Source organism: Melghirimyces algeriensis (assembly GCF_900182565.1).
Lineage (GTDB): Bacteria > Bacillota > Bacilli > Thermoactinomycetales > DSM-45169 > Melghirimyces > Melghirimyces algeriensis.
On record NZ_FXTI01000009.1, the window covers coordinates 62,771 to 75,476 of the forward strand.

Consider the following 12,706-nt stretch of genomic DNA (forward strand, 5'->3'; position numbering starts at 1 on the left):
AGGTTTCAACATGGCCGTAAAGACAGTGACCGCGGAAGAGCTCCGCGACAGAATTCAAAATGGTGAGCCCCTGTTTATTCTGGATGTTCGCAATGAAAGTGACTATCAGGATTGGAAAATTGAAGGAAATACTGTTCAATCTCTCAATATCCCCTACTTTGAATTTTTGGATGATGAAGATGTGGCAGACGATCAGCTTCCAGACAAAAACACACCGATCGTGACTGTCTGTGCCAAAGGAGGTTCCTCTCAGTATGTGGGGGAAGTTCTCGATGGTAAAGGCTACAACGTCGCTTCTCTCAAAGGTGGAATGAAAGACTGGAGTCAAGTGTACAGTGACACATTGGTATATCAAGATGAAAAATTGAAACTGTTCCAAATTAACCGCCTTGCCAAGGGATGCCTCTCCTACCTGATTGTCTCCAATGGTGAAGCCGCAGTGGTTGATCCCGGACGCCACACTAATTTTTATACGCAATTGGCTGAGCGGGAACACGCTCGGATTACTAACATTTTGGATTCTCATGTACATGCCGATCATATTTCCGGTGGTCCTGCTCTGGCCAAACAACACGGGGCCGACTATTTTATCACCACCAGCGATCTCCAAGGAACACCTCCTTTTGAGTACAAAGCTTTGGAAGAACATCCATTCATTCATTTTGGAGATGTTGAAGTAGAGGTACTTGCACTACAAACGCCCGGACACACACCTGGCAGTGTTTCCTTCTTTATCAACAAACAATTTCTCCTGTCCGGGGATACAATTTTTGTTGGCGGGCTGGGTCGTCCCGATCTGGGAGGAAAAGCACAGGAATGGGCAGAGATGCTCTACGACACCGTTTTTCATCAATTAAATCAACTGGCGGACGATGTCTTGGTCCTCCCGGCACACTATGCAGACAAAAGTGAGATGAACGAAAAAGGACTAATCACCGCCCAGCTGGGTACCATTCGTCAAAATAACCAGGCGATGCAGACTCAGGAAAAAGAAACCTTTACAGAAATGGTGGCCAGCGCCGCCTCTACAAAAACTCCCCCGAACTATGAAGCGATTATTGCGATCAACCGTGGGGAAAAAGTAACAGGAGAGGAAGAGGCTACTGAACTGGAAATCGGTCCAAACCGTTGTGCCGTTCATCACCATGGTTAATTAACTACTTAACAATTGAGGAGGTTTTAAAAATGAAAGCGGATATGACTGTTGATGCCAAAGGATTGTCCTGTCCCATGCCGATCGTTCGAGCCAAGAAATCGATTGACTCCCTAAATACCGGTGAAATCATGGAACTGATCACCACTGATCCAGGGTCTGTCAAAGATTTTCAAAGTTGGGTAAAACAAACCAAACATGAACTGCTGGAGCACAAAGAAGAAGATGGCGTCTACACGTTTTATGTAAGGAAAGGCTGATTGAAACAAACAAAAGAGAAGGGGATCACTCCCTTTCTCTTTTTTTATGGAATGAATCCATTCTGAAATTCAGGTAATGCTAAAAATTATTCGGGGGGTGAAAGGGATGCAACAAACGGATTGTGATTTTTCTCCCATGAAGAAAATGGTCAAGGACAACCTTAAAAGCTTGCATAGCGAAATTTATCGAGTTGTGCAAGGTTTGGAGGAGGAACGAAACTGTTTACTGCAGGAAATTGCAGAAATCCACAAGACCTTGTCACAAGTGGAGTCGATGGCGGCATCCTTTTATCTACAATGCTATCTCTCTCCTTATACAGATAAATATCAGGAGTTAAGCAGCAGCATACGAAGAATGTCACAAAAAAAGCACGGCGCATTGATTGTCGTTCACCGAAACGACCCTATTGATCACTTAATCCAATCAGGAACACCCATTGGAGCCACTTTAACCAGTTCGTTGTTGGAATCCATCTTTTATCCCGGAAGTCCTTTACATGATGGAGCTGTCATTGTAAAAGGGAATATCATTCTTTCAGCAGCCAATTTGTTACCTTTATCCCGCCAGTTTATAGATGACTGGAAACTAGGAACGCGTCACCGAGCTGCACTCGGTCTAACAGAAAATACCGATGCCTTGGTGATGATTGTCTCAGAAGAGACAGGTCATGCTTCCTTCGCTATGGAAGGAGAACTGTTTCCCTTAAACATCAGTGAGATAGCGGTTTAAACATAATCGTTAAACCCGTGTTATGAGCAAAATGAACTTCATGAAAAAAAGGAGGATGTTATGACTACATCCTATCAGGTGGATAAAACGCTGGACTGTAAAGGACTCTCCTGTCCAATGCCAGTCATTCAGACAAAGAAAGCGGTAGAAGCGTTGAAACCGGGACAGATTTTGCAAGTGGAAGCTACCGACAAAGGATCGCTAGCCGACTTGAAGAGCTGGGCACAACGGACGGGACATCATTACCTTGGTTCCAAAGAGGACGGGGACGTGATTCGTCATTTTTTGAGAAAGGCAGCAGAGGGAAAGGAAAAACATGAAAAAACATATCCCCATGTAGCCAACCTGGAGGAAATGGAACAGAAACGAAATGACCCCGATGTGGAGATTGTTGATGTCCGGGAACCAATGGAATATACCTTTGGTCACATTCCCGGAGCCAAGTCCATCCCTCTTGGAGAACTGGAGGAAAGAATCTCTGAGCTGAATCCCACCAAGGAGTACTATGTGATTTGCCAAACAGGAACAAGAAGTGATGCTGCTTGTCAGTTATTAAATGAAAAAGGATTTTCCAAAGTGAAAAATGTAGTTCCTGGAATGAAAGAATGGAACAAAGAGATGGAAAAAGACTAGGAGGAATAGCCATGTCCACCCGACGGATTGCCATCATTGCCAGTAACGGCGGATTAGACCATGCTTACAAAGTATTAAATATTGCCACAGCAGCAGCGGCTACCGAAGCTGAAGCAGCTGTCTTTTTTACCTTTGAAGGCTTAAACATAATTCACAAGGAAGGACATAAGGCGTTGTCCATGGGTCCTGGCAGAGAACACTTTGTGGAAGGATTTAAAAAGGCCAATGTTCCAAGCATCCCAGAACTCCTGCAGATCGCACAGGATTCCAATGTTAAACTGATTGGATGCCAGATGACAATGGATGTCATGAATATCGCAAAAGAAGAACTGGTAGAAGGTGTGGAGGTAGGTGGAGCCGTTACTTTCCTTGACTTTGCCTATGATGCGGACACAACCGTCACATTTTGAACAAGGGGGATGGATGAACAACATGTCAATACCTTTGATTACCGCAGAAGAGCTCAGACAACGGATCAAGGATGGAGATTCAATCCTCATCCTAGATGTTCGCAATGAGGAGGATTACACGGATTGGAAAATAGAAGGCGGCAATGTGGAATCCGTAAATATTCCATACTTTGAGTTTCTGGATGATGAAAATGCAGCGGATGATCGCCTCGCCGAAAATACTGAAGTGATCACGGTATGTGCCAAGGGAGGCTCCTCCCAATATGTAGCGGAAATCTTGCAAAACAAAGGATACAAGGTAAAGTCTCTGGAAGGCGGAATGAAAGCCTGGAGCCAAGTGTATGACGACACTCTGGTATTCAAAGGAAACCGAATGAAACTGTTCCAGGTGATTCGCCCCGCCAAAGGATGCCTCTCCTATCTGATTGCCTCCAATGGCGAGGGAACGGTGGTTGACCCAGGCCGCCATATCGATGTTTATTTGGAGATGGCTCAACGGGAAAACGTTCAGATTACCCATATTCTTGACTCCCACGTTCATGCAGATCATATTTCCGGCGGACCGGCTCTTTCAGAAAAAACGGGAGCCATATACTATATCAATACTAGCGACTTACAAGGAAATCCTCCCTTCTCGTATAAACCGCTAGAAAAAACCAACCATATATCTTTTGGAGATGTAGAAGTAGAAGTATTGGCCCTGCAAACTCCCGGCCATACCCCTGGAAGTGTCTCCTTCTTGATTAACAAAAAATTCCTTTTATCCGGAGATACCATCTTTGTCGGCGGCTTAGGTCGTCCAGATCTAGGTGGTAAAGCCCAGGAATGGGCAGAAATGTTGTATAAAACCGTATTTAACCAGATAAAAAATCTGCCGGATGATGTGCTAGTCCTTCCTGCTCATTATGCAGATATCAGTGAGATTAACGAACATGGTATTGTAGGTGCGCAATTAGGAGAAATCCGGAGCAGTAATCAAGCGATGCAGACGAAGGAACAGAAAGCGTTCACCGAAATCGTGTCGAGTGCTGCTGCCACAGAAACACCTCCCAACTTTGAAACCATCGTAGCCATTAACCGTGGAGAAAAACAGGTAGATGAAGCGGAAGCCACGGAGCTGGAAATCGGCCCCAATCGTTGTGCCGTACATCACCACGGTTAATTTCTTCTCCTTTGCAAAGATAATGATAAAAAGGGAGGGTTCCCCTTTGAGACTTATGACAAAAATTTCTGGTGGAACATCCTTTTCCGACGACTCAGCGGAACCACTGAAGGCCCCCCTAACCGTTTAGCGGATATTTGGTTCGCTGTTTGGAACAGGTAAGGGTACAGCCCACTTCTTTTTGCTGGAGGAAAGAGAGGAAACGGATCTACCCTTCATCACTTTGTCATGAACCTCAGGGAGGTTTCCCTCCTCTTTTATCGTTGCCATGATCGAAAAAACATTGTATCATATACATATAGGGGTATATGTATATGAACCGGATTAAGGCGAAAAGGAGAAACGAAAATGTCCATACTAAAAAACATCATTCCTGCATTTGATTGGTTATCCACATATAACAAAAAGGATTTAAGTGGTGACATTTCAGCTGGGCTCATCGTTGCTGTCATGTTGATTCCCCAGAGTATGGCTTATGCGATGCTCGCTGGATTACCACCAGTGATCGGCCTTTATTCATCCACCATTCCTCTTCTGATTTATGCATTGTTCGGTTCTTCCCGACAATTAGCTGTAGGACCGGTGGCTATGGTCTCTCTATTGGTGTTCACAGGGGTATCCACCTTGGCTGAACCGGGTTCACAAGCGTTCATTTCCTACACGCTTTTGTTATCGTTAATGGTAGGTGTCATTCAACTGGCCATGGGCCTGTTCCGATTAGGTTCCTTGGTCAATTTTCTCTCCCACGCTGTGATTAGCGGCTTTACATCGGCAGCTGCAATCATTATCGGATTGAGTCAGCTAAAGCACCTGTTGGGTGTGGATCTGGAGAAAGGTCAAAATGTTTTTCTCCTTTTGTGGGATGCGATACAAAAAATGTCTAAAACCCATCCGATTACCTTTATCATCGGATTGCTCAGTATGATTCTCTTGTTGGTTTTCAAACGAATCCTGCCACGGTTCCCAGGTCCTCTGCTAGTCGTTGCGCTCGCAACCTTCACTGTCTACTTCTTTGGTTTAAACCAGTCCGGTGTAAAAATCGTGGGGGAAATCCCCAGTGGGGTGCCTAGCTTTTCCTTGCCTGGATTTAGTATGGAATCAATTGGAACATTACTGCCCATCGCTTTGACGATTTCTTTTGTCGGTTTTATGGAATCGATCGCTGTTGCTAAAGCGATTGCCTCCAGGGAAAAGTATAAAATCAATTCTAACCAGGAATTAAATGCTCTTGGATTGGCCAATATTGTCGGATCCTTTTTCTCTTCTTATCCGGTCACAGGTGGTTTCTCCCGGTCGGCTGTCAATTACCAGGCGGGAGCCAGAACTGGACTCGCCTCCATCATCACCGTTGCAATTATTATAGTCACCCTGTTGTTTTTCACTCCGCTTTTTTACTACCTTCCTAAAGCTGTCCTCGCCGCCATTGTCATGGTTGCTGTTTTCGGATTGATCGATATACAAGAGGCGATCCATCTGTTTCGCGTAAAATCTACAGATGGATGGACACTGTTGACCACCTTTTTCGCCACACTGACGCTGGGGATTGAAAAAGGGATTCTGTTCGGGGTTGCACTTTCGCTTCTTCTCTTTATTCTGCGAAGCGCAAAACCCCATACAGCGGAATTGGGATATGTCGAAGAGCAAAACATCTACCGAAACATTCAACGATTTCCTGAAGCCCAGACCTTTCCCCAAACCCTCATCCTTCGCGTTGACGCATCAATGTATTTTGCCAACATGTCGTTTTTGGAAGAGATCATACGCAAAAAACTGGAGGAAAAACCGGACACCAAACAAGTGATCCTGGATTTTTCGGGGGTTAATGATATAGATGCTGTTGCGTTGGACATTTTGCAGGAACTTATGGATAATTACAAGCAGGCAGGTATTGACTTCCGAATCGCGGCCATGAAAGGTCCCGTTCGGGATTTGGCAGAAAGAGCGGGTTGGAAGGAAAAATTCGGAAAGAATATCGCCTACCCAACGGTAAAACAAGCTTTGGAAATCCTCCATTGAGAAAGAAGGGAAACCACTGTGAACAACGATGATCTGGTAAAAGGAAATCGTCAGTTTATTCAACAAACCCGTGATCAGAATCCAGATTTTTTTAACCAACTAAAAGAGGGGCAACAGCCCCACACCTTTCTATTGGCATGTTGCGATTCACGTGTTGATCCCTCTGTCATTACCAAAATGCCCTTGGGCTCCTTATTTGTCCATCGCAACATCGCCAACCAGGCAAGTGAAGAAGACACCAGTTTTACCGCGAGTCTGACTTATGCATTGAAGCATCTGAAAGTAAAACAGATTGTTATTAACGGTCATACCGGTTGTGGTGGGATTGCCGCTGCGTGGAAGGGTATAGAAGACCCGGAACTGCAAGGCTGGGTGGGAGAAATCCGCAAACACTTGCCGAATCCAAAAGAAAATCCCGATCTAACCCCTGAAGCATTGTCCCGAATCAATGTACTCAAACAGATGGAGCAACTAAAAAAACACCCCGTTTATCTACAATATGGAGCAGGAGTGGATATTATCGGTTACCTGTTTCACCTCGAATCCGGGGAATTGGAAAAATTATAAATATGTCTTATGAATAAATACCTCCCTTTTTCTCAATGAAAGGGGGGATTTTTTTGGATTGTCATCTCATTAAATTGTTGACCGCCGCTTCTACTGCATCTGTCATTGAATATTTTGTTTGAAACCCTAGATTACGTATCTTGTTATCATTCCTGAGTCGATTCATGGTTAATATTTTTTATTGTGAATGGTGTTCATTGATGATTTCGTCATTTGCTCTTCCGTTAAGATTGTTAGCAAATACAGATATGAGCCCTTCTTCCCGTTATTCTGTCCATCTCTTCTTTTAAGTAAATAAACGTGATCATTTTTAAAACATCGCTTTCAGCACAACTGGAGTCGCTGATTGTGTGTTTTTTTATTTGATTATGTTTCGTTATTTCTAAAGACACATTCTTTTTAGGACATCTAAAGTTCTTAAGCATTTTACTGATGCCATCCTTATCTTACAAAAGAGGTTACTTATAATTGTTTTCATACTTTTGGAGTATATGTATAATGGTTATTACATAAAACTTAAGCACTATATATTGTCCTTAATAAATATATTATTAAATACTTTTTGGAGGGTAGGATATGCAGGAATTTATAATTTTGCTCATTAAATACAAATTCTTCATTCTAGTAACTGCATTAACTGGATTACACATTTTTTTCGTAGTAAAACGAAAAAGTCTCATGAAACAGGTTCGTCATCAAGTGTCCCTGATCGAACAATTATGTAAGACAAATGATTCAAAAACTATTGATTTGTTTCATAAGGAGCTGCAAAAACAAACAGAAGTTTGCATTTGGATCAAACAATCCTGGGAACGTTTTAATCAAGCGTTCCATAGAAACCAAACAGCTGGAAGTTCCATGATTCCATCGATTGAAGATCACTTCGATGAGTATGGGTTTACCCAAGAGCTTGGAAATCGCAAAGTAATAGAATGGGTACCAGGGATTTTTCTTGGCATTGGAATCCTAAGCACATTTTTAGGACTTACTCTATCCATACCTGGTCTATATGTTGATTTTAACCAAATGCCTTATCTAATGAATGGAATTGGATTTGCATTTGTAGGCTCCATCACTGCAATCGGCTTATCTCTATATTGGCAAATAAGCAATGATCGTACCTATTATCCCTTTTTACTTCAACAATATGACAAGTTTCTCAATGTGTTACAACGAGCTTTTCCAAGTGAAGAACCAACTTTGAAGTCGCAGTTAGAAGACTTCAAGACATTTCTGGCAGATGGTTTTCAACAAATGAATGAGACATTCACATCCCATCTTCAAGCGACTCAATCCATGATGAAAGAAACTCTCACCCGGAATACGGAGAACCAAACAGCTGTTATGGAAAAAATGGCGCATCAACTTGTCGAGTCCCTAGAAGAACCGATGCAGCAACTTGGAAAAACACTCCACCAATCGGTGGAATGGCAAGAAAAAATACATAGCGATATGGCCGAACTCGTGAAATCCCTTCAAAATTCCGTAACCCATCAAACGAAGATGGTAGAAAAAACAACGGTTCTTGCAACCGAGATTCAACAAAATGCCAAACATCTCTCTAAATATCAAGCTGCTCTTCAACCGAATATTACTAAACTGAATGAAACAACGAATGAACAAAGGGAATTACAAATGATATTCGCCGATCTATTGTCGAAAATCACTGCTGAACGTCAACAGATTGAACAACAACTAATCAAGCAACTTCAACAAATGGATGATCGTGCTGCTCAATTAAAAGAGCACTGGTCAGACACCCATTGTATGATCAAAGATGTAAATGAACAACTAAGCGAATCCACAGATCGTTTTGTACAGCACATGCATTCGGGTTTAGAACAAACGTTCACCCAGTTTGACACTGCACTCACAAATGCGATTCGTACACTTGCCAGTGGTGTAGGTACCTTAGAAACACTGTTTCAAGAGCTCCCTATTCAAGTCGAACAGCTCAATCATCAGGTAGGCGAGATCAATGGCAAACTAAGCAAATCGATCTCAGATGCTAACGAAAGTATTCTCCAAGCAATCCAGGAAGTACAACATCAAACAGTACTTTCTCAGAAATCACGGAGTTAGGAGGTACTTTATGATTCGTAAACGCCGTCAACGTAGATTGCATAACAACCATGGCAACGGACACAAAACATGGATTTCCTATGCAACACTCTTAGCTTTTCTGTTACTCTGTTTCATGTTTTCTATCGTCATAGCTGTAATCGTCAACAGTAACACCGCAATCGGATTTAACAATCGAGCACAAGAAAAAGAGACTGCCCAGAGACAAGTCGAAGAGGAAAACAGAGTAAAAAACAAGATAATCAAGGAGTTAATCACTACCTTTCGCAAAAATGACTTACACATCAATCTGGATGAAAAAACGGGTGATATCACCTTTGGTGGAAGCATTTTCTTTGAAAAAGACAGTAGTAACATTTCAGATGCCGGAAAGAAAAGGTTAGAAGACTTCTTTCCGACCTATATCGATGTACTTCTTTCTGGTCCATTTAAGAATCACGTGAGTGCCATCATCATCGAAGGACATACAGATCCAACAGGAAGTTATCAATATAACCTGGATCTATCGCAAGACCGCGCTTCCTCTGTCGTCCGAACAATTTATAGCAAGGAGTTTCCAAACTTCCCTCAAAAAGATGATTTACAAAAAGTTCTTACTGCCAATGGGCGCTCTTACAGTGATCCAATCTATATCAAGGGGACAAAATCCATTGATGCTGAGAAATCCCGTCGAGTCGTCTTCAAATTTCGTCTAAAAGATGATGAGCTGGCTAATTACGTGAATAAATTGCTAGGGGAAAAACCATGAGAACAGATTTAAACCGTTTTCCATTCGTCTTTTTTCCAAAAAAACTGAACCAACAAGGTAAAGAGCTGCAAACGTTATTTAAACATAACCTTAACTCCCAATCGGATCCATTTTCCTCTCTCTTGGAAAAAATCCGTAGAACACCTTATTCTCAGTTGGATCAACTCTCTAAACAATTAAGCATCGAGGAATTGGATCTCATCATTAAACCATATCCCTTTGCAAATCGTAACGAGCCTGTACTGGTTCGAAAGATCACCCACATTCTTATGAAACGTTATACACCTAAAATTGGACGACATGTCTGGATGCATTACCAACATGATCAAGAACATCCAGAGATTTTCGCTCTTTTGCGATATGCCTTTCAAGTACAAGAACCCAGGCTTCGTTTCGATGATTATGAATCAAAACAGTGGAGTATCTTATCCCAAGCGATGAGCGACATCGATCCCATCCAATCTCTGGCTCAACAATTAGTAGATTCAAGACAATCCATACGTAAAACTTTGCGAACATGGCGCATTCAACCTAAATCCCTTTTAGAGCAGAGGCTCCTCTATACTATGATCCACCTTGGTTTATCAAACGATCGTTGGATCAAGCGTATAAAAGAGCGTTGGATCATCCAACAGATGAAGCGTCTCTCCAAGGAGCAACTAACACCATACGTTGTGGCATATGTCCAATCCAGAAATGCCGACACCTTCTATGCCGAAGAACTGATGACGTTCTTTCGGGATCGGTTTGGAGATCCACAACAAAAGGAGGAGAACTGGGGTTTCCTAGATAAACAATCATTAGAGAAAGTAAAGCAGTACTATATGAAAAGCCAGCTTAAAAAATTCTTCGCCCAAGACCACAACTCCCATCGCTTCCGATTCTGGGAAAAATACTTGGATAAAGTCAGTATTTATGAGCTACATAAAATGCAATCTGTCCTATTCTTATTCTTTCCTGAATTCGTCGTGGTAGAGTTTGCAGGCACAGGGAATGCCGCTTATTTCTACCATCCAGAAGGATTTCAGAAAGTAGTGCGTCCCCCATATGAAAAAACTCAAAAAGAAGGTTATTTGAAAGTGCAAACCCGTTATCAAAATGGGATTCCTGTTTTTATTAATCGGATTTCGCATCAGGGAAGTTGGAAGAAAAGGATGAGTGAGGTTGTGGAAAGGTATTTGGAGGGAAATTTTTAGGTGGTCTGATTGGCTTGTTGCATCCATTAGCAAAGGAACCTCGATTGTTAGCGGTTCCATGGAACTAATGAGTGTAACAAGCTTTTCTCATACATTTCAGAGATTCTTTACTCAAAGTCCAGATAAAACTATAATTATTAAAAGTGCTATTTATCTGCAAGTACAATCTTTTTATATAGGAACTATATTTATAAAAAGCGTTGGAGGGACATAAAATGACTGACTCCCAAGAACACAACGAACAAAAGTGTCCGATTGAAAAAGTAGTAAGTGTAATTGGCGGAAAATGGACGTTCATTATTCTTCGAGACCTTTTTTATGGGCCAAAGCGATTTGGTGAATTGCAAAGATCTTTGAAAGGTATTAGTCCCAGAACCCTTTCGATGCGATTAAAAGAATTGGAGAAGGAAGGGATTATATCGCGGAAAATTTATTCCGAAATTCCACCTCATGTAGAGTACTCACTAACAGAAAAAGGTCAGGAACTTCGTCCTGTTTTTGATGCAATGAAAGACTGGGGAAATAAATGGGATATATTAGGAATCAGGGAAAAGAACGAATCTTAAATTCTTTGATATCACTCTGTCTGGTCGGTTTTTTACGTGTATTGTCAACCTGACACTTTGTTTGTCATTGAGTGGCACCCTTTGTCGCTCAGGGAGGATTCCGCAAAAGATCCCCGAAAAATACTTTTAAAAATGTATATTCGGGAGGTAATTCTATGTCGGAAGAGGCGCGCATTTCCACGCGGGAGGCCGCCGAACGCCTCCACGTTCATGCACGTACAATCCGAAAATGGATTGACGTTTTTGAAGAATATATTTCCCCTCAAGTGAATGACCGTGGACACTATATGTTAACCTCTGATGGCTTCCAAAAGCTTTCAGATATTCAGCAACGTCTACAGGAAACCAACAAATCCATGCGTCAAATCCGTCAGGATCTGATTAAAGAGGGGAAATGGGAAATGGAACGGCCCATCGATGAAACAGACACCAAGGAAACGAATCATGAAAATCTAAGTGTTCCCCATATGAATGAATATCCCGTATATCGCTTGGTTGGAAGCATTGATGAGATCGGGGAAATGATGGAGGCTGTATTTACACGACTGGACCAGCTGGAAGATCATGTTTTTACCATGTTTGATATGGTGGAGGAAATGGAAAACAGACTGATCGCCACTCAACAAAACATGTTGCCTGTGGCTACTGTTCAGCACATGATGGAGGATATCGGAAAAAAACAGGATCAACTGAAGGCGGAGCTGAGAAACGCTACGTTCTCTCACCGTCTGGCATCCGCTACATCCCAAACGCAACCACTTACTCCCAGAAGACAGAAGCGAACCCGATTTTTAGGAATCTTTTAAACAGAATAAACCTCACAAGGGCAGTGGGAAAACAAACAGAATTCTGTATAATGATAGGGAACCCTGTTAAAAAGGAGTTATTCCCATGTCCCAAGAGAGTCCGATTTTTCTCTACGATGAAACAGAAGAGACGCGTACGCGATTTGTCAGTTTCATTGGGGAAAACAGTCGTTTCGACCTCGGAATTACCATTACGGACCGATTTTACGGCAAGTTGCTGGTTTTTAACATTCAATCCAGCCGATTTGCCATTATCGGTCCGGATGATTTAGAAGAACCGGGGTATTTGGAAGAAGTATATCATTTAAATGCGGATGAGGCAGAGGAACTCAAACAGTTTCTCTTCTCCCTGTTCTAACGTTTAAATACTCACCTCA

The 12,706-nt window shown here is 42.3% G+C and carries 14 protein-coding genes; all 14 read left to right on the forward strand.

The window, feature by feature from the left end:
- Positions 1–10: 10 nt before the first annotated feature.
- The 14 genes from FN782_RS12855 to FN782_RS12920 all read left to right on the forward strand — a co-directional run bounded on the left by FN782_RS12855 (position 11) and on the right by FN782_RS12920 (position 12,687).
- Positions 11–1,153, forward strand: coding sequence for an MBL fold metallo-hydrolase (locus FN782_RS12855; RefSeq protein ID WP_142506211.1), 1,143 nt, complete (start codon positions 11–13; stop codon positions 1,151–1,153).
- 32 nt (positions 1,154–1,185) lie between these two features.
- A complete protein-coding gene (locus FN782_RS12860) occupies positions 1,186–1,413 on the forward strand; it encodes a sulfurtransferase TusA family protein (RefSeq protein ID WP_142506212.1) in 228 nt (75 codons plus the stop codon).
- Positions 1,414–1,519: 106 nt separating this feature from the next.
- Positions 1,520–2,143 carry a sporulation-specific diadenylate cyclase CdaS gene (gene cdaS / locus FN782_RS12865; RefSeq protein ID WP_142506213.1) on the forward strand — a complete coding sequence of 208 codons (624 nt, stop codon included), beginning with the start codon at positions 1,520–1,522 and terminating at the stop codon, positions 2,141–2,143.
- 60 nt (positions 2,144–2,203) lie between these two features.
- Entirely contained in the window at positions 2,204–2,776 is a 573-nt protein-coding gene (locus tag FN782_RS12870; RefSeq protein ID WP_142506214.1) for a sulfurtransferase TusA family protein, read from the forward strand.
- Between the two features lie 11 nt (positions 2,777–2,787).
- The gene (locus FN782_RS12875; protein WP_142506215.1) at positions 2,788–3,186 is read left to right on the forward strand and encodes a DsrE/DsrF/DrsH-like family protein; all 399 of its coding nucleotides are present in this window, start codon (positions 2,788–2,790) and stop codon (positions 3,184–3,186) included.
- Between the two features lie 22 nt (positions 3,187–3,208).
- Complete coding sequence (locus tag FN782_RS12880; protein WP_142506216.1) at positions 3,209–4,348, forward strand: MBL fold metallo-hydrolase; 1,140 nt, start codon at positions 3,209–3,211, stop codon at positions 4,346–4,348.
- 348 nt (positions 4,349–4,696) lie between these two features.
- Complete coding sequence (locus FN782_RS12885; protein WP_246064949.1) at positions 4,697–6,364, forward strand: SulP family inorganic anion transporter; 1,668 nt, start codon at positions 4,697–4,699, stop codon at positions 6,362–6,364.
- A gap of 18 nt (positions 6,365–6,382) precedes the next feature.
- Positions 6,383–6,931 (forward strand): carbonic anhydrase, encoded by a 549-nt coding sequence (locus tag FN782_RS12890; protein WP_142506217.1) that lies wholly within the window; start codon positions 6,383–6,385, stop codon positions 6,929–6,931.
- A gap of 576 nt (positions 6,932–7,507) precedes the next feature.
- Complete coding sequence (locus FN782_RS12895) at positions 7,508–9,013, forward strand: hypothetical protein (protein WP_142506218.1); 1,506 nt, start codon at positions 7,508–7,510, stop codon at positions 9,011–9,013.
- A gap of 10 nt (positions 9,014–9,023) precedes the next feature.
- Positions 9,024–9,761 (forward strand): OmpA family protein, encoded by a 738-nt coding sequence (locus FN782_RS12900; protein WP_185956286.1) that lies wholly within the window; start codon positions 9,024–9,026, stop codon positions 9,759–9,761.
- On the forward strand, positions 9,758–10,957 hold the full coding sequence (locus FN782_RS12905) for a hypothetical protein (RefSeq protein WP_185956287.1): 1,200 nt from the start codon (positions 9,758–9,760) through the stop codon (positions 10,955–10,957). The genes FN782_RS12900 and FN782_RS12905 overlap by 4 nt, the downstream gene beginning before the upstream one ends.
- Positions 10,958–11,172: 215 nt before the next feature.
- Complete coding sequence (locus FN782_RS12910; protein WP_142506221.1) at positions 11,173–11,523, forward strand: winged helix-turn-helix transcriptional regulator; 351 nt, start codon at positions 11,173–11,175, stop codon at positions 11,521–11,523.
- A 155-nt stretch (positions 11,524–11,678) separates the two neighbouring features.
- A complete protein-coding gene (locus FN782_RS12915) occupies positions 11,679–12,329 on the forward strand; it encodes a MerR family transcriptional regulator (protein WP_142506222.1) in 651 nt (216 codons plus the stop codon).
- Between the two features lie 85 nt (positions 12,330–12,414).
- A complete protein-coding gene (locus FN782_RS12920; protein WP_142506223.1) occupies positions 12,415–12,687 on the forward strand; it encodes a DUF3055 domain-containing protein in 273 nt (90 codons plus the stop codon).
- Positions 12,688–12,706: the final 19 nt, after the last annotated feature.